Origin of the sequence: Paenirhodobacter enshiensis (assembly GCF_000740785.1) — a bacterium.
GTDB lineage: Bacteria > Pseudomonadota > Alphaproteobacteria > Rhodobacterales > Rhodobacteraceae > Rhodobacter > Rhodobacter enshiensis.
In genome coordinates, this window is sequence record NZ_JFZB01000033.1 from 33,237 (window position 1) to 50,356 (window position 17,120).

Here is a 17,120-nt window from a genome sequence, read left to right on the forward strand (position 1 = left end):
TATCGTTATGACGGACGGGCTGTTTTCGCAGCAATATTTCGCCAGGAGCCAGCAATGCCTTACTATCGTTCTCGAAAATCCACTCACGGCCGCAACATGGCGGGCGCGCGCGGCCTTTGGCGCGCCACCGGCATGCAGGACGGCGATTTCGGGAAGCCGATCATTGCTGTCGTCAACTCGTTCACCCAGTTCGTTCCGGGCCATGTCCATCTGAAGGACATGGGCCAGCTCGTCGCGCGCGAGATCGAGAAGGCCGGCGGCGTCGCCAAGGAATTCAACACCATCGCCATCGACGACGGCATCGCGATGGGCCACGACGGTATGCTGTATTCGCTGCCCTCGCGCGAGCTGATCGCCGATTCGGTCGAATACATGGTCAACGCCCATTGCGCTGACGCGATGGTCTGCATCTCGAACTGCGACAAGATCACCCCCGGCATGATGATGGCGGCGATGCGGCTGAACATCCCGGTGATCTTCGTCTCGGGCGGGCCGATGGAAGCGGGCAAGGTCTCGGCCGACATCATCGACCACGGCGTCGATCTGGTCGACGCGATGGTCTACGCGGCCGATGACAATTATACCGACGAACAGGTCGAGGCGATCGAGAAGGCGGCCTGCCCGACCTGCGGGTCGTGCTCGGGCATGTTCACGGCGAACTCGATGAACTGTCTGGCCGAGGCGCTCGGCCTCGCGCTGCCGGGCAACGGCTCGATGCTGGCGACACATGCCGACCGCAAGGAGCTGTTCCTCGAAGCCGGCCGGCGCATCGTCGAGATCACCAGGCGCCATTACGAGGCCGAGGAAAAGGGCCTGCTGCCGCGCGACATCGCCACCTTCGACGCGTTCGAGAACGCGATGAGCCTCGATATCGCGATGGGCGGCTCGACCAACACGGTGCTGCATCTGCTGGCCATCGCCTATGAGGGCGGGGTGAGTTTCACCATGGAGGACATCGACCGGCTGAGCCGCAAGGTGCCCTGCCTGTGCAAGGTCGCCCCGGCGAAGCAGACCGTCCACATGGAGGACGTGCACCGCGCCGGCGGCATCATGGGCATCCTGGGCGAGATGGGCCGTGCCGGTCTGTTGCACATGGGCGCACGCACGGTTCACGCCCCGACGCTCGGCGAGGCGATCGCGAAATGGGATGTGGCGACCTCGAACGATCCGAAGGTCGAGGAGTTCTATCGCGCCGCTCCGGGCGGTGTGCGCACCACCCAGGCGTTCAGCCAGGCGGCGCGCTACAAGGAGCTCGACCGCGACCGCCAGAGCGGTGTGATCCGCGATGCCGAACATGCGTTCTCGAAGGACGGCGGGCTTGCCGTGCTGTTCGGGAATGTCGCGCTGAACGGCTGCATCGTGAAGACCGCGGGCGTGGACGAGTCGATCCTGACCTTCTCGGGCCCGGCGAAGGTGTTCGAATCGCAAGACGATGCGGTCTCGGGCATCCTGACCGGCAAGGTGCATGAGGGCGAGGTGGTGGTGATCCGCTTCGAAGGGCCGCGCGGCGGACCGGGGATGCAGGAGATGCTGTATCCGACGAGCTATCTGAAGTCGAAAGGGCTCGGGAAGAAATGCGCGCTCCTGACGGACGGGCGGTTCTCGGGGGGCACCTCGGGTCTGTCGATCGGTCATGTGAGCCCCGAGGCCGAAGAGGGCGGGCTGATCGGTCTGGTCGAGACCGGCGATGTCATCGAGATCGACATCCCGAACCGCACGATCAACCTGCGCGTGGCCGAGGATGTGCTTGACGCGCGCCGTGCCGCCAGGGGGCCGCTGCCCTGGAAGCCCGCCGCGCCGCGCTCGCGCCAGGTGTCGACCGCGCTGAAGGCTTATGCGATGCTGGCGTCGTCGGCGGCGAAGGGCGGGGTGCGGATCCTGCCGGAGTGATCCGGGGCCTCATGTGACGATGCGGGGAAGGGAGGGGGCGCCGCCCCCTCTTTGCCTTTCAGGCAAATTCACCCCCGGGATATTTTCGGAAAGATGAAAGAGAGCGCGGCGGCACCGGAGGGTGCCGGACGCCGTGCGTGGGTGTCGCTCAGAGGTAGCGGCCGCCGCGTTCGAGGACCTCGATCTGATAGCCGTCGGGGTCGGCGATGAAGAAGAAGCGCGCGATGCGTGCGCCCGCCGGGGCGAAATCGACGATCTTGCGCGGCGCGAGGCCGGCCGCGGTGAGGCGGGCGTGCTCGGCCGCGAGATCGTCGACCGAGACGGCGACATGGCCGTAGCCGGTGCCGAGGTCATAGGGCTCGGTCCGGCCCTTGTTCACGGTCAGTTCGAGTTCGAAGCTGCTTTCGTCATTTGCCAGATAGATCAGGGTGAAGTCCGGGAAATCCAGCCGGTCGCGGGTCTTCAGCCCGAAGGCGGTGTCGTAGAATGCGAGGGAGCGCGCCTCGTCGAGCACGCGGATCATGGTGTGGATCATCTTGGCCATCGGGGCCTCCTGTTGCCGGTCGGGTTGCCCTCAGCGATAGGGCGCGGGCGGGGGACCGGCAAGGGGTCAGATCCCCGGCACCGGCAAGCCGAAGGTCGAGGCGAGCAGCACCGCGTCGAGTAGCAGGATCACGCAGGCGGCGAGGATCGCCACCGTGCGGGTCAGCCGGTGGCTGACGAATTCGCGCATCACCTCGCGCCGGCCGATGAAATAGACCAGCGCCAGCATCGGCACCGGCAGGGCGATGGAGAGCGCGACCTGCGACATCACCAGTGCATCCGTCGCATTCACCCCCATCATCACCACGACGAAAGCGGGCACCATCGTCACCGCCCGGCGCAGCCACAGCGGGATGCGGATCTGCAGGAAGCCCTGCATCACCATCTGCCCCGCCATCGTGCCGACCACCGAAGACGAGATCCCCGAGGCGATCAGCGACACCAGGAACACGCCCGCCGCCGCCGCGCCGAGGAGGGGGGTGAGGGTGTGATAGGCGGTTTCGATTTCGGCCACGTCGGAATGGCCCGAATGGAAGGCCGAGGCCGCCATCATCACCATGGCCATGTTCACCATGCCCGCGACGGTCAGGGCGGCGATCACCTCGATATTGGAGAAATGCACGACCCGGCCGCGCTCGGCATCGGAATGGATCGTGGCGCGGTGCTGGGTCAGGCCGGAATGCAGATAGATCGCGTGCGGCATCACGGTGGCGCCGATGATGCCCACGGCGATGATCAGCGCACCGGCATCGGCGAGCTGCGGCGTCATCAGCCCCTGCGCAGCCGAGCCCCAGTCGATCGGGGCGATCACCACCTCGACGAGGTAGCACAGCCCGATCACCCCCACGAGCGCGCCGATGATCAGCTCGATCGGGCGAAAGCCCAGGCCTTCGAAGGCGAGGATCGCATAGGTGACGATCGCGGTGATCCCCATCCCCCACAGAAGCGGCATCCCGGTCAGCAGTGACAGACCGATGGCGCCGCCGAGGAACTCGGCCAGATCCGTCGCCATCGCCGCGACTTCGGAGATCGCCCACATCACCCAGACCAGCGGGCGCGGCAGGTGCAGCCGGCACAGCTCGGCCAGGTTCTTGCCGGTGACGATGCCGAGCTTGGCCGAGAGCGCCTGAAACAGCATCGCGATCAGGTTGGCGAAGAGCACCACCCACAGCAGCGTGTAGCCGTATCCCGCGCCGGCCTGGATGTTGGTCGCGTAATTGCCCGGGTCCATGTAGGCCACCGAGGCGACGACCGCCGGCCCCGCGAAGACCAGCACCGCCATCGGACCGCGCCTGCGACCGTTCAGCACATCCGCCATCGCCGATTGCGTCCGTGCCGACAAAGAGCCCTGCATTCGTTGTCCTTCCACCGAAATTCGCCGCAGAGTTTAGCCTTGGCTACATTAGTGTCAACCGGCTTCACAGTCTGATGCGGTTTTCATTGCCACCGTCCTCGTGTAACCTGTCTCAAAACCGACATGGACGGCCTCATGCGAGTCACCGATCAGAGCATCTCCGAGCCGGATCTTCCGTGCGACGCCGAGCGTTTCAATCAGGCGCGCGCGGCGCAATCCGTTGCCGTGCTTGAAGATTATGCCGAGATGATCGACGATCTGATCGCCGAGATGGGCGAGGCGCGGATCACCGACATCGCGAGCCGCATGGGTGTGACGAATCCGACCGCGACCAAGGCCGTCGCGCGGATGAAGCGCGAGGGGCTGGCTGTGTCGCGGCCCTATCGCGGCGTGTTCCTGACCCCCGAGGGGGTAACGCTGGCCGCCCGCGTGCGGGCCCGTCATCAGGTGGTGCTGGAGCTGCTGATCGCGCTCGGTGTGCCGGCGGAGACCGCCCGCCTCGATGCCGAGGGGATGGAGCATCACGTCTCCGACGTCACGCTGAAAGCGTTCGAGGCGTTTCTGGCGGCGCGCTGAGCCGGCTGGGCCTCGCCTGACAATTAGCTTTGATTCGTTGGCGTTTCCTGCTATGGGCGCCCATCCGCCTGCGGGTGGAGCCAAGGGCCCTGCTGGACGACATCCCGGCTCGTGCCGTCATTTTTGTTACAGGAGACATCCGATGTCGATCACCGTCGAAGACAAGAACCAGATCCTCAAGGACTATGCGACGAAGCCGGGCGACACCGGTTCGCCGGAAGTCCAGGTCGCGCTGCTGTCGAAGCGCATCGCCAACCTGACCGAGCACTTCAAGGTCCACGCGAAGGACAACCACTCGCGTCGCGGCCTGCTGATGCTGGTTGCGCAGCGCCGCAAGCTGCTCGACTATCTGAAGTCGCGCGATCAGGCGCGCTATGCCTCGCTCATCGAGCGTCTCGGCCTGCGTCGCTGAGCCTTCCGACATGGCCGGCCTTCGGGCCGGACAGCAAACGCCCGTGCCGAAAGGCCGGGCGTTTCGCATTTCCGCAGAGCGGTTCTTCCGGCTTACAGCATCGACAGCATCGCGCCGGTCAGCACGAAGACGATTCCGGGGGCGATGGCATGGGTGCGCTGATGGTGCCAGAGCACGGTGATCACGGCCGCCGCCATCACCGCCATCGCCAGCACTCCGCCGGGCAGCCGGGTCGGGGGAAAGGCCATCAGCGCGGCGGCGCTCAGTTCGCACAGCCCGGTGATGTAGTGAAACCACGACGGATAGCCCCAGTGGGCATATTCCGCGGCCAGCATCGGCGGCGCTATGATGTTGAACAGCCCGCCGGCGACGAAGAACGCGCTTAGTGCCCAGGCGAGGAGGGTCGGATCGTATCCCGAAAGCATGGAAGTCTTCCTCTGATCATTCGATGGCCCGCCCGGTCCCGGCCCGGAGGCCGACGGAACACATGGCGCGGAGAAAGGATCGTCCGGGTCATTTTCTTATTGGCCCGCGAAGACGGGGCGTCAACCGTGCACGCCACTCCTGTCTTCCCAAAGGTCGCGTTTTCCTGTATGGGCCTTGGCCATCTGCGATGTGACGCCCTCGGGCCCCCGGGCGCATGCAAAGGATAGGGGGCGGCGGCAATGGGGCCGCCATAGGCAGGGAGACAGGGGAAGGCCCCCTGCGTGCTCCCAAAAGGATACGCTGAATGTTCAACGTTGTGAAAAAATCCATCCAGTGGGGCGGCGAGACGCTGACGCTGGAGACCGGCAAGATCGCGCGTCAGGCCGACGGTTCCGTCGTCGCCACGCTCGGCGAGACCTCGGTGATGGCGAACGTGACCTTCGCCAAGTCGCCGAAGGAAGGCCAGGACTTCTTCCCCCTGACCGTGCATTACCAGGAAAAATACTACGCCGCCGGCAAGATCCCTGGCGGCTTTTTCAAGCGCGAGGCCCGTCCGTCCGAGCGTGAGACGCTGGTCTCGCGCCTGATCGACCGTCCGTGCCGCCCGCTGTTCGTCGAAGGCTTCAAGAACGAAGTCCTGGTGATGGCGACGGTTCTGTCGTGCGACCTCGAGAACGACCCGGACATCGTGGCGATGATCGCCGCCTCGGCCGCGCTGACGATCTCGGGCGTGCCGTTCATGGGCCCGATCGGCGCCGCGCGCGTCGGCTTCAAGGACGGCGCTTACGTCCTGAACCCGCGCATGGACGAGATGACCAACCTGCGCAACAACCCCGAGCAGCGTCTCGATCTGGTCATCGCCGGCACCAAGGACGCCGTGATGATGGTCGAATCCGAGGCCTATGAGCTGTCGGAAGCCGAGATGCTGGGCGCGGTCAAGTTCGGCCACGAGCAGATGCAGCCGGTTATCGACGCGATCATCGCGCTCGCCGAGGATGCCGCGAAGGAGCCCTTCGCCTTCTCGCCGCCGGAATACGCCGCGCTCTACGCCAAGGTGAAGTCGCTCGGCGAAGCCGACATGCGCGCCGCCTTCGCGATCAAGGACAAGCTGGCCCGTCAGGACGCGGTCGCCGCGACCGTCACCAAGGTCAAGGCTGGCCTGAGCGAAGACGAGCTGGCCGACAAGAACCTGCCGATGGCGATCAAGAAGCTGGAATCGTCGATCCTGCGCGGTGACATCATCAACGGTGGCGCCCGCATCGACGGCCGCGACACCAAGACGGTGCGTCCGATCACCATCGAGACCGGCGTCCTTCCGCGCACCCACGGCTCGGCGCTGTTCACCCGCGGCGAGACCCAGGCGCTTGCGGTCACCACGCTCGGCACCGGCGATGACGAACAGATCATCGACGCGCTGAACGGCAACTCGCGTCAGAGCTTCCTGCTGCACTACAACTTCCCGCCCTACTCGGTCGGCGAAGTGGGTCGCGTGGGTTCGCCCGGCCGCCGCGAGATCGGCCACGGCAAGCTCGCCTGGCGCGCGCTGCAGGCGGTTCTGCCGCCGGCGACCGAGTTCCCCTACACGATCCGCGTCGTGTCGGAGATCACGGAATCGAACGGTTCGTCCTCGATGGCCACCGTCTGCGGTTCGTCGCTGTCGATGATGGATGCGGGCGTGCCGCTGAAGGCTCCGGTCGCGGGCGTCGCGATGGGTCTGATCCTCGAAGACGACGGCAAGTGGGCCGTGCTGACCGACATCCTCGGCGACGAGGATCACCTCGGCGACATGGACTTCAAGGTCGCGGGCACCTCGAACGGCATCACCTCGCTGCAGATGGACATCAAGGTCGCCGGCATCACCCCGGAGATCATGGAGCAGGCCCTCGCCCAGGCGAAGGACGGCCGGATGCACATCCTCGGCGAGATGGCCAAGGCCATGACCGCGCCGCAGGGCTTCAGCGCCTATGCGCCGAAGATCGAGACCATGACCGTTCCCACCGACAAGATCCGTGAAGTGATCGGTTCGGGCGGCAAGGTCATCCGCGAGATCGTCGAGGTTTCGGGCGCCAAGGTCGACATCAACGACGACGGCGTGATCAAGATCGCGTCCTCGGATGCGGCGGCGATCCAGAAGGCGCATGACATGATCTATTCGATCGTGGCAGAGCCGGAAGTCGGCAAGATCTACACCGGCAAGGTGGTGAAGCTGGTCGATTTCGGTGCCTTCGTGAACTTCTTCGGCAAGCGTGACGGTCTGGTTCACGTGTCTCAGATCGCCAACAAGCGTCTGAACCACCCGAACGAGGCGCTGAAGGAAGGCCAGGAAGTCAAGGTCAAGCTGCTCGGCTTCGACGACCGCGGCAAGGTTCGCCTCGGCATGAAGATGGTCGACCAGGAGACCGGCGAGGAAATCGCCCCCGAGAAGAAAGAGGAAAAGGCCGACGGCGCCGAAGCCTGATCCTTTCCTTTTCGTCAGGAAACGGCCCCGGATCTTCCGGGGCCGTTTTTTGTTGCATGTCGGGCGGAGCGACGCCACACAGAAGGCCGGAACGCCCCGGGGACGGGGCCAGTGGAACGGTCGGAATGCACGCGATTTATCTGGTCACCGATGACAGGCTCGCCGATGTCGCGGGGCTTCAGGCCCGGCGGCTGGCGGTGCAATGGGGCTGCGATGTGCATGTCTTCGTCGAACGTCGCGACCCCGCCGCGACGGTGCGCGAATTCGGCACGGGTGAGGGGGTCGTCTATCATTACGACCAGCTCGCGGCCGAACTGCCCCCCGGCCTGCCCGAGGACAAGAAGTGGCCGCGCATCGTCTACATGCGCTTGTTCGCGCCGAAGTTCCTGCCCGGCTACGACCGGCTTCTGTATCTCGATGCCGATATCCTGTCGCTTCGGGCGGAGCCCGCGGTCTGGACGGTCGATCTGCCGTCGGGGCTGGGGGCGGTCAGCGACATCGCCACGCTGAGCAAGGCGCCGCAGGATCTGAAGGGCGTGTCGCGCGCGGCGTGGCTCGCCTCGATCGGTGTGAGCTCGGGGCGGTATCTGAACTCGGGGATGCTGCTGATCGACCCGGAGAAATGGGCCCAGATCGACTTCGCGGCCGAGTTGCCCCGCTATTTCGCCGCTTTCCCCGACGCCGCGCGCTACGATCAGGACTTTCTGGCCCATCTGTTCGACGGCCGCTGGACCGAGCTGAGCCCGCGGCTGAACTATCAGGCCTATGTGCTGGAGCTGGGCCTGACCTGCGCGGTGGCGCCGGTGTTCGTGCATTTCTGTCGCACGCAAAAGCCCTGGCACGGCGATAACCGCGGCTGGCGCGCGGCGACCGATGCCTCTTACACCGCCGCCTATCGTCAGATGTTTCTCGATGCAGGGCTGGACCCGGCCGATTATGCCCGTCCCAATCCGGTCAACATGGTGCGGCGGGCGCGTTACCGGCTGCGGCTGTGGCTTCGGGGCAGGGGCGTCGTCTCGGCGCGCGAGCGGCGCGACATCGCCGCCTGGCACAAGCGATCCGAGGCATTCTTGCAGTTCATGCAGGAGGGGCTGGCGTCAGGGCGCTTCGCCGACGAGACCCGCCGCACTCTCGATGCACCGCGCTGCGAGCCGGTGTTCGATGGCCGCTTCGTCGTCGGGGTCGAATGCCGGCGCGAGTTGCAGGCCCAGCTGAAAGGCCCCCGGCATGTCTGATCCCGTCCTGATCCTGACGATGAAATGGGGGACGCTTTACGGCCCCGATTACGTGAACAACCTCGCGCGCGGGGTGCGGCAGAACCTCGGCCGCCCGCATCGCTTCATCTGCTTCACCGATGACGCGATCGGCCTTGATGCCGGCATCGAGGCGCTGCCCTTGCCCGACCTCGGCCTGCCGCCCGGCCACAAGGACAGCCGCTGGCGCAAGCTGGCGCTGTTCCGCCGCGATCTGGCGGGGCTTTCGGGCACGGCGCTGTTTCTCGACCTCGACCTCGTGGTGACGGGCAGCCTCGATCCGTTCTTCGATCTGCCGGGCGAGTTCCTGATCATCCGCGACGACGATCTGTTCCGCCCGAAGCCCCTGCGCAAGCTGAACCCGGCGCGCGATGCATTTCTGCATTCGGTCGGCAATTCCTCGGTGTTTCGTTACACGGTGGGGGCGCAGGCCTATATCCTCGACGCTTTCCTTGCCGATCCGGCGGCCGCGACCGCGGGTTACGAGATCAGCCAGCAGTTCCAGTCCGCTCAGCTCGCCTCGCACGGTCAGCTGGCCTACTGGCCGCGGGGCTGGTGCGTCAGCTTCAAGAACGACGTGGTGCCGCGCGGTCTCGCCAGCTACCTGCGTGATCCGGCGCTCCCCGAGGGGGCGCGGATCGTCGTTTTCGCCGGCAATCCGAAGATGGACGTGGCGCTGACCGGCGGCGGACAGAAATGGTATCGCCGCATAGGCGATGTCAGCTGGCTGCGCCGGCTGTGGGAGCAGGGCCGTGATCGCTGAGGCGCTGCGCGCTTTCAAGCACCGGCTGCGCACCCGCCGCGCGCTCGCCGAGATCGCCGGGCGCCACATCGCGGCCCCGGCCGCGCATGGCCTTGGTGCGGAGCTGATCGTTTCGCTCACCTCCTATGCCGGGCGGTTCCCGACGCTCGTGCCAACGCTGCACAGCCTGTTGCGTCAGGACATGCGCGCCGACCGCACCATCCTGTGGCTCACCGAGGCCGATCGCGCCCTCTTGCCGCCCGGGATCGCCGCCCTGACAGCCGAGGGGCTGGAGATCCGCACCACCCCCGATCTGCGCTCCTACAAGAAGATCGTGCCGGCGCTTCTGGCCTTTCCGCAGGCCTTCATCGCGACCGCCGATGACGACGTGCCTTATCCGGCGCATTGGCTCTCCGACATGGTGCGGGTGGCGCAGTCGCATCCCGGCTGCACCGTCGCCCACCGCGCGCATCGGCTGGGCTGGACCGGGGACGGCACCCTGACGCCCTATGAAAGCTGGGAAAAGAACATCGACGGCACCGCCGAGGGTCCGGAAATCTTCGCGACCGGCGTCGGCGGCGTGCTCTATCCGCCGGGCATCCTGCACCCGGACACCACGCGCGACGATCTGTTCATGAGGCTGTGCCCGAATGCCGATGACATCTGGCTCTACTGGATGACCCGGCGCGCGGGCCATGTCGCGTGCCATGTCGGGCCGAAGGTGCGGGTGATCGAATGGCCGCGCTCGCAGGGGGGCAGCCTGCGGCTCACCAATCTCGGCGCGGCGGGGCAGAACGGCAACGACCGCGCCATCGCCGCATTGACCGCCCATTACGGCCCGCCCCCCCGCTGATCCCGAAACCGACGAAGGCCGCGACACGTGCCGCGGCCTCCCTTTCGGCTTTCTTCAAATATCCCGGGGGGCTGCGGCTTGCCGCAGCGGGGGCAGAGCCCCCTCCGCCCTCAGGGACAAGAGATTACTTCACCTGCGCGTGCTGCGAGGCCATGGCATCGAACGGCAGCTCGGCGAAGCGGAACCACACCTGTTCCTTCTGCCAATAGGGCAGCCAGTTGTCGTAGAACTTCTTGAAATCCGCGTTCTGCGCCGCGACCTCGGTGTAATAAGCGCGCGATTCCCGGAACGCCGCTTCCAGCACGTCATTCGGGAAGGTGCGCAGCTGCGCGCCGTTCGCCACCAGCCGATACAGCGCATCGGGATTGCGCGCGTCGTATTTCGCCACGCAACGCGTCAGCGTCTCGGTCGAGACCGCCTCGATCGCCGCCTGGTAATGCTTCGGCAGCTCGTTCCACTTGTCGAGGTTGACGTAAAGCGGCACGTTCGCCGTGCCTTCCCACCAGCCCGGCGCGTAGTAATACGGCGCCACCTTGTAGAAGCCGAGCTTCTCATCGTCATAGGGACCGGAGAACTCCACCGCGTCGATGGTGCCCTTCTCGAGCGAGGCATAGATGTCGCCGCCCGCGATCTGCTGCGGGATCACGCCAAGCCGCGACATGATCGTGCCGCCGACGCCGGCGATGCGCATCTTCAGCCCCTTGAGATCGTCGAGCGACTTGATCTCCTTGCGATACCAGCCGCCCATCTGCGCGCCGGTATTGCCGGCCGGAATGGCGTGGACGTTGTATTGCTTGAGGAAATCGTTCACCAGCTCCAGCCCGCCGCCGTAGAACAGCCACGAATTGTGCTGACGCGTGTTCAGCCCGAACGGCAGCGAGGTGTCAAAAGCGAAGGCCGGGTTCTTGCCGACATAGAAGGTCGACAGCGTATGCGCGCATTCGACGGTGCCCGCCTGAACCGCGTCGAGGGCCTGCAGACCGGGCACGATCTCGCCGGGCGCGAAGACCTGGATCTGGAAATTGCCCTCGGTGATCTCGGCGATGCGGTTCGACAGCTCGGTCGAGATGCCGAACAGCGTGTCGAGGCTTTTCGGATAGCTCGAGGTCAGCCGCCAGGTGATCTTCGGGTTCGCCTGCGCGATGGCGGGTGCGGCAAGGGCCGTCGCGGCGGTGCTCGCGGCGGCGACAAGGCCGGCGCGGGTGATGAACGAACGTCTGTGCAAGGCGGTCCTCCCGGAAAGTCAGCCGGGTGCCCTCCTGCGCCCGGTCGCCGGAACCTAGCAACTTTATGCCCGGTGTCACGCCGAAAATGAAATTTTCGCACAATAATGTGGCTGTTTCGGTTTCATCGGGCACGGCAATGAAAAACGCCCGGCACGGGGGCCGGGCGTCTCGTCTCGATGCGATGCTCTGTCGTCGCTTCAGGCCAGCTTCATCTCGGGGATGTCGCCTTCGACGATCAGCCGTGCCTCGGTCTGGGCGACGATGTCTTCGACGCTGACGCCGGGCGCGCGCTCGCGCAGCACCAGACCGGCCTCGGTCGGCTTCAGCACCGCCATGTCGGTCACCACCAGATCGACCCGGCGCAGCGAGGTCAGCGGCAGCGTGCACTTGCGCACCACCCGCGCCTCGCCCTTGGCCGAGTGCTGCATCGCCACGATCACCGCGGCCGCTCCGGTCACCAGATCCATCGCGCCGCCCATGCCCGGCACCATCTTGCCCGGCACCTGCCAGTTCGCCAGCTGCCCGGCCTCGTCGACCTGCAGCCCGCCCAGCACGGTCAGGTCCATGTGACCGCCGCGGATCAGCCCGAACACCATCGTGCTGTCGATGGTCGCCGCGCCCGGTTCCGCCATCACGAAGCCCGCGCCGGCATCGGTCAGATGCGGGTCCTCCATGCCTTCGGGCGGCCGGCCGCCGGTGCCGATGAAGCCGTTCTCGGTCTGGAAGAAGATACCGTGCCCCGAGGGCACGAAGCGCGCCACCATGCTCGGCAGGCCGATGCCCAGATTGACCAGCATCCCGGCCTTGAGTTCCAGCGCGACGCGGCGCGCGATCAGTTCCTTGGGTTCCATCTCGTCTCCCTCCCTCAGGCGCCGCGGGTCAGCAGGTGATCGACGATCGCACCCGGCGTGTGCACGTCATCGGGCGCGATGGCGCCGGTGGGCACGATGGATTCGGGTTCGGCGATCACGACCTTCCCGGCCATGGCGATGGTCGGGTTGAAGTTGCGCGCGGTGAACGCATAGGACAGATTGCCGATGTAATCGGCGCGCCAGGCCCGGACCAGGGCGAAGTCCGCCTTGATCGGCTTTTCCAGCAGGAAGCGCTTGCCGTCGACTTCGATCACCTGCTTGCCATTCTCGACTTCGGTGCCGAGGCCGGTGGGCGTCAGCACGCCCCCAAGGCCGAAGCCGCCGGCGCGGATGCGCTCGATCAGCGTGCCCTGCGGCACCAGCTCGACCTCGATCTCGCCGGCGATCATCTTGGCCTGGGTCTCGGGGTTCAGCCCGATGTGCGAGGTGATCATCTTGCGCACCGCACCCGCCGCGACCAGCGCGCCGATGCCGATGCCCTTGTGGCCGGAATCGTTGGCGATGATCGTAAGGTCGCGCGCGCCGCGCGCCACCAGGGCGTTCATCATCCGCATCGGCCCGCCGACGCCCATGAAGCCGCCGATCAGAAGACTTGCCCCGTCGGGGATCATCTCTGCGGCTTCTTCCGGCCTCAAAACCTTTCTCATCGCTGTTCCTTTCGCTCCGGGGCGTGTCGGGGCGCCTTGGCGTCGACCGTCCCCCCTCCTCGTTCCGGCGGCTGCGCTCCTCGCGTGGGCCGGGGTGTTTCCCATGCGCGGCTCCGGGGGCTGGCCGCTCCGGCCGGGTCCGCGCGGCATGGCGAAAGCCCCCGGGGAGCCGGGGGCGCTTCGCGCCGGACGATGGGGCCAAGACCGGGCCAATGCAAGCGAGCGGGCGACCCATTGTCGCAGTGACGTCGCGTCTCATGAGACCGGTGCTGCCCCTTGATCGTATTCCGATACAGGAATATGAATTGGAAACGGAATGTCGGACCGCTCTTCGGGGCGCGATCCGGTTCCGCCAAGTTGGGCCCGCGCCTGCCCCGGCTGCGGATGCCCCTGCGCCGGTGCCGAAGGAGGGCGGCACCGGCGCCCTTTCGCCCGGACCCGGGCCAGCCCCTCCCCGGAGAGCAAGATGCAGACCGCCGATTTCGTCGCTACCATCTTCGACAATGCCACCTCCAGCCCCGGCAAGGTCACCGTCGGCCTCACCATGGCGCTGAATGCGCTGAAAATGGGCCACAGCGCAGTGATTCTGCTGATGGTCGACGGGGTGGAGCTTGCCGTGCCGGGGGCGATGGCAGCCATCGACATCGGTGCGCCGTTCCGTCCCGCGGCCGACCTGCTGGCCGATTTTCTGGCAGCCGGCGGCCGGATCGCGGTGTGCTCGGCCTGCCTTGTCCATCACGGCATGAGCGCCGATCAGGTGGTTCCGGGCTACGAGATCATCAACGCTCCCGATGTCGTCGCGGCGCTGATGGCGGCGAAGGGGACGCTTCAGCTGTCCTGAGCGCGTCGTTCCGGCCGGGCTCTCCGGGGTGCCGGGGGGCCGGCGCTCCACTTCCCCGGTGGAGGACTTCACGCTAGGCTCGGCCCGTTCCGCCCCATCCCGGGGCTGCCGCAGCGAGGAGCGCATATGAGCCGCAGCGACAATATCGTCATCCGTGTGCTGTTTCTGGCGCTCGGAGGGATGTTCGTGCTTCTGGGCTTCGTCGGGGCGTTCCTCCCGGTGCTGCCGACGGTGCCGTTCCTGATCCTCGCGGCCGGCTGCTTCGCCCGCTCGTCCGAACGGCTGGAAAACTGGTTGCTGTCGCACCGTCATTTCGGCCCGCTGCTCAGCGACTGGCGCGAGCGCGGCGCGATCCCGCGCCGGGCCAAGCTGCTTGCGCTTGCGGGGTCGGGGGCAGGCTTCGTGCTGTTCGTCTGGGGGCGGGCGCCTGGCTGGCCGCTCGGCCTCGCGGTCGGGGCGGTGATCGCCGGCGCGATGCTCTATGTGTTCTCCCGTCCCGATGCCTGAACGGACTTGCCTCGTGGGGGAAAGGGTGCATCCTGCGCGCATCATTCGAAAGGCTGCCGCCATGCCCCAGGTCTCTTCCTCTTCCGAAGTCTCTCTCGCTTCCGAAACCGTCTCGCGCGATCTGTTTCGCGAGGGCATGGCGCGATTGTCAGCGGCGGTGAACATCGTCACCACCGACGGGCCGGGGGGCAGGGCCGGCTTCACCGCCTCGGCAGTCTGCTCGGTCACCGACACGCCGCCGACGCTTCTGGTGTGCATCAACCGCTCCAGCTCGGCCGCGCCGGCCTTCGCGGGCAACGATGTCCTGTGCGTCAACACCATCGGGCCGGATCACGTCGCGCTGGCAAAACTGTTCGGCGGCAAGACCCCGATGGCAGAGCGCTTCGATCACGGCGACTGGCACACCGGCACAAGCGGCGCTCCGATCCTCGACGGTGCCGTGGTCTCCTTCGACTGCCGTATCGCGCTGCGCCAGGTCGTCGGCACCCACGAGGTGATGTTTTGCGAGGTTCTCGGTGTCCGGGTCCGCCCCGACACCCCCGCCACTGCCTATTTCAACCGTGCCTTCCACGATCTTCCGGCCTGAGGCCCGTCATTTCAGCTGACTGTCCTTGGAGCCGCGCCGGTTGATCCCGGCCCGGGCCCTGAACCGGTGGTCGCGCGCATTCTGGCACTCGATGCACAGCTTGACACCGGGCAGAGCCCTGCGCCGCGCCTCGGGGATCGGCTCGCCGCATTCGGCGCATTCGGTCAGGCTTTCGCCCACCGGCTGCGCACGCGCCTTCAGTCGCGCCAGCTCGTCCTGGATCGAGGCCTCGATCTGCTCGTTCACGGCGCCGTCCTGCGCCCAGCCCCCTGCCATTTCCTGCTCTCCCCGTTTGGCGCCCTTCCGTCTTTGCCCTTTCGGCTTTCCCGAAATATCCCGGGGGAGCTGCGGCTTGCCGCAGCGGGGGCAGAGCCCCCCGGGCAGGCCGGTCGAAGGGCCTGCCATCAGACATTATCGCCGCAACCCTGCAGGTCAAATCTTCATTTTGCGTCAACTTCGGTTCCCCTCGTGCACCGGCCGGACTGCGACGCATGGACGCGGGGCGGCACATTCGCGCGCCCCTGGCCAGATCAGCGCTTGAAATCGCATCTCAGGTTCCCAATATCGGCAAGGCAATCGCGGTCACTGGGCCGCGCCCTATTCGATTGGAGAGGACAATGCCGGATTTCAACACGATGCGCGCCAGCTCCGCGGCAACGCGCGCGACGCAGATCGATGAGGGTCTGCGTGTCCACATGAACAAGGTCTACGGCCTGATGTCGATCGCCATGCTCGTGACGGGCGCGGTCGCTTGGGGTGTGGGCTCGAATGATCAGCTGGTTCGCGCGATCTTCGGCACGCCGCTCAAATGGGTGGTGATGCTCGCCCCGCTCGCCGTGGTCTTCGCTTTCGGCGCGATGATCAACCGCATGGCGACTTCGACGGCGCAGATCGTGTTCTTCGCCTATTCGGCGCTCATGGGCCTGTCGATCAGCTTCATCTTCGCCGCCTATACCGGCATCTCGATCGCCCAGACCTTCCTGGTCACGGCCATCGCCTTCGCCGGCCTGTCGCTTTACGGTTACACCACCAAGCGCGATCTGACGGCCTTCGGTTCGTTCCTGATGATGGGGCTGATCGGTATCGTGGTCGCCTCGCTGCTGAACATCTTCATTCATTCGAGCGCGCTGAACTTCGCGATCTCGGCCATCGGCGTGCTGCTCTTCGCGGGCCTCACCGCCTTTGACACGCAGAACATCAAGAACACCTATCTGCAGCTTGCCGCTACGGATAACGAGTTCCTCGGCAAGGCCGCCATCCTCGGTGCCCTGCAGCTTTACCTCGACTTCCTGAACCTGTTCATGTTCCTGCTGCAGTTCATGGGCGACCGCCGCGAGTGATCGCTGCCTGGCTTCCGAACATGACGACGGGGCGCCCTGTGGGGCGCCCTTTTGCATTGCCGGGGCGCAGGGCGCTTCCCTTTCGATTCCACCGCGCTGCGGCCTTGTCAGGGCAGCGCCGACCTCCTATCTGAGTGGAGGCGGTTACTGCTCCTCTCGTATCGGGCCATTTTTCCAGTGGCCGATAACCATTCCTGAGGGAGCTGGCTCTGACGGGGTCCTGGCCCCGTTATCTGGCACCCACCTGATCACGTCAGGCTCTCGGGAAATCTCACGCCCGCACGGTCGCTGCGGTTTCCGCCACTTCCCGTCTCGTGCCCCGCACTGGACGATGACATGCGAAAAGGCCCCTCCTCGCGGAGGGGCCTTCGTCGTTTTCACCGGAGAATGGATCGAATACGCCGCTTAGCGGCGGCGATGGACGCGCACCGGCACCGGAATGGCACGGGTGTCGGCCACAGGGGCCATCAGAGCGACGATTGCCGCCCCGGCAGAGCCGAGGACCGCAAGCCCCAGCACCGCCGTCACGACCGGAGCCGCGACCCCGGCGCGCTGCGCTACGTAAGCACCACATATCGCCGCCACGGTCAGCGC

Annotated in this window: 19 protein-coding genes and 1 other RNA gene; 12 read left to right on the top strand and 8 right to left on the bottom strand. The window is 66.2% G+C overall.

Annotated elements, in window-relative coordinates; genetic code table 11:
• The first annotated feature begins 54 nt into the window (after positions 1–54).
• The gene (gene ilvD / locus CG50_RS13085; RefSeq protein WP_036639229.1) at positions 55–1,890 is read left to right on the top strand and encodes a dihydroxy-acid dehydratase; all 1,836 of its coding nucleotides are present in this window, start codon (positions 55–57) and stop codon (positions 1,888–1,890) included.
• A gap of 148 nt (positions 1,891–2,038) precedes the next feature.
• On the opposite strand, the gene CG50_RS13090 is transcribed toward ilvD, so the two are convergent.
• Complete coding sequence (locus CG50_RS13090) at positions 2,039–2,434, bottom strand: VOC family protein (RefSeq protein WP_036639232.1); 396 nt, start codon at positions 2,432–2,434, stop codon at positions 2,039–2,041.
• 66 nt (positions 2,435–2,500) lie between these two features.
• Positions 2,501–3,787, bottom strand: coding sequence for an Nramp family divalent metal transporter (locus CG50_RS13095; protein WP_036639234.1), 1,287 nt, complete (start codon positions 3,785–3,787; stop codon positions 2,501–2,503).
• 135 nt (positions 3,788–3,922) lie between these two features.
• Here CG50_RS13095 and mntR point away from each other — a divergent pair, with 135 nt between their 5' ends.
• A complete protein-coding gene (gene mntR / locus CG50_RS13100) occupies positions 3,923–4,363 on the top strand; it encodes a manganese-binding transcriptional regulator MntR (protein WP_036639268.1) in 441 nt (146 codons plus the stop codon).
• Positions 4,364–4,505: 142 nt separating this feature from the next.
• Positions 4,506–4,775 carry a 30S ribosomal protein S15 gene (gene rpsO, locus CG50_RS13105; RefSeq protein WP_036639236.1) on the top strand — a complete coding sequence of 90 codons (270 nt, stop codon included), beginning with the start codon at positions 4,506–4,508 and terminating at the stop codon, positions 4,773–4,775.
• A gap of 92 nt (positions 4,776–4,867) precedes the next feature.
• Here the strand turns inward: rpsO and CG50_RS13110 are convergent, their stop codons facing one another.
• Positions 4,868–5,200, bottom strand: coding sequence for a DoxX family protein (locus CG50_RS13110; protein WP_036639238.1), 333 nt, complete (start codon positions 5,198–5,200; stop codon positions 4,868–4,870).
• A 305-nt stretch (positions 5,201–5,505) separates the two neighbouring features.
• Between CG50_RS13110 and pnp the strand changes: the two genes are divergently transcribed.
• The 4 genes from pnp to CG50_RS13130 all read left to right on the top strand — a co-directional run bounded on the left by pnp (position 5,506) and on the right by CG50_RS13130 (position 10,507).
• On the top strand, positions 5,506–7,659 hold the full coding sequence (gene pnp, locus CG50_RS13115; RefSeq protein WP_036639239.1) for a polyribonucleotide nucleotidyltransferase: 2,154 nt from the start codon (positions 5,506–5,508) through the stop codon (positions 7,657–7,659).
• Between the two features lie 125 nt (positions 7,660–7,784).
• Complete coding sequence (locus CG50_RS13120) at positions 7,785–8,894, top strand: glycosyltransferase family 8 protein (RefSeq protein WP_036639240.1); 1,110 nt, start codon at positions 7,785–7,787, stop codon at positions 8,892–8,894.
• Complete coding sequence (locus CG50_RS13125; RefSeq protein ID WP_036639241.1) at positions 8,887–9,675, top strand: hypothetical protein; 789 nt, start codon at positions 8,887–8,889, stop codon at positions 9,673–9,675. The genes CG50_RS13120 and CG50_RS13125 overlap by 8 nt, the downstream gene beginning before the upstream one ends.
• Positions 9,665–10,507: a hypothetical protein gene (locus tag CG50_RS13130; protein ID WP_036639242.1), complete on the top strand. Its 843-nt coding sequence runs from the start codon at positions 9,665–9,667 to the stop codon at positions 10,505–10,507. Before CG50_RS13125 ends, CG50_RS13130 begins: the two co-directional genes overlap by 11 nt.
• Before the next feature lie 124 nt (positions 10,508–10,631).
• On the opposite strand, the gene CG50_RS13135 is transcribed toward CG50_RS13130, so the two are convergent.
• The 3 genes from CG50_RS13135 to CG50_RS13145 all read right to left on the bottom strand — a co-directional run bounded on the left by CG50_RS13135 (position 10,632) and on the right by CG50_RS13145 (position 13,252).
• Entirely contained in the window at positions 10,632–11,732 is a 1,101-nt protein-coding gene (locus tag CG50_RS13135) for a TRAP transporter substrate-binding protein (protein WP_036639243.1), read from the bottom strand.
• A 198-nt stretch (positions 11,733–11,930) separates the two neighbouring features.
• Positions 11,931–12,584 (bottom strand): 3-oxoacid CoA-transferase subunit B, encoded by a 654-nt coding sequence (locus CG50_RS13140; RefSeq protein ID WP_036639244.1) that lies wholly within the window; start codon positions 12,582–12,584, stop codon positions 11,931–11,933.
• A gap of 14 nt (positions 12,585–12,598) precedes the next feature.
• A complete protein-coding gene (locus CG50_RS13145; protein ID WP_036639245.1) occupies positions 12,599–13,252 on the bottom strand; it encodes a CoA transferase subunit A in 654 nt (217 codons plus the stop codon).
• 466 nt (positions 13,253–13,718) lie between these two features.
• Here CG50_RS13145 and CG50_RS13150 point away from each other — a divergent pair, with 466 nt between their 5' ends.
• The 3 genes from CG50_RS13150 (at position 13,719) to CG50_RS13160 (ending at position 15,186) form a co-directional block, all read left to right on the top strand.
• The gene (locus CG50_RS13150; RefSeq protein WP_036639247.1) at positions 13,719–14,093 is read left to right on the top strand and encodes a DsrE family protein; all 375 of its coding nucleotides are present in this window, start codon (positions 13,719–13,721) and stop codon (positions 14,091–14,093) included.
• 126 nt (positions 14,094–14,219) lie between these two features.
• Positions 14,220–14,600, top strand: coding sequence for a YbaN family protein (locus CG50_RS13155; RefSeq protein WP_051909996.1), 381 nt, complete (start codon positions 14,220–14,222; stop codon positions 14,598–14,600).
• A gap of 61 nt (positions 14,601–14,661) precedes the next feature.
• Positions 14,662–15,186, top strand: a complete 525-nt coding sequence (locus CG50_RS13160; protein ID WP_036639250.1) for a flavin reductase — start codon at positions 14,662–14,664, stop codon at positions 15,184–15,186.
• Positions 15,187–15,192: 6 nt separating this feature from the next.
• Here CG50_RS13160 and CG50_RS13165 read toward each other — a convergent pair whose 3' ends face one another.
• The gene (locus CG50_RS13165; protein WP_036639252.1) at positions 15,193–15,462 is read right to left on the bottom strand and encodes a DksA/TraR family C4-type zinc finger protein; all 270 of its coding nucleotides are present in this window, start codon (positions 15,460–15,462) and stop codon (positions 15,193–15,195) included.
• 341 nt (positions 15,463–15,803) lie between these two features.
• On the opposite strand from CG50_RS13165, the gene CG50_RS13170 reads away from it, so the two are divergent.
• Both CG50_RS13170 and ssrS read left to right on the top strand, forming a co-directional pair.
• Complete coding sequence (locus tag CG50_RS13170) at positions 15,804–16,526, top strand: Bax inhibitor-1/YccA family protein (RefSeq protein WP_036639254.1); 723 nt, start codon at positions 15,804–15,806, stop codon at positions 16,524–16,526.
• 141 nt (positions 16,527–16,667) lie between these two features.
• A non-coding RNA gene (gene ssrS / locus CG50_RS17570) (6S RNA) lies at positions 16,668–16,827 on the top strand.
• Positions 16,828–16,931: 104 nt separating this feature from the next.
• Here ssrS and CG50_RS17110 read toward each other — a convergent pair.
• The coding region (locus CG50_RS17110; protein WP_036639255.1) for a hypothetical protein at positions 16,932–17,120 on the bottom strand (189 nt) is incomplete at its 5' end.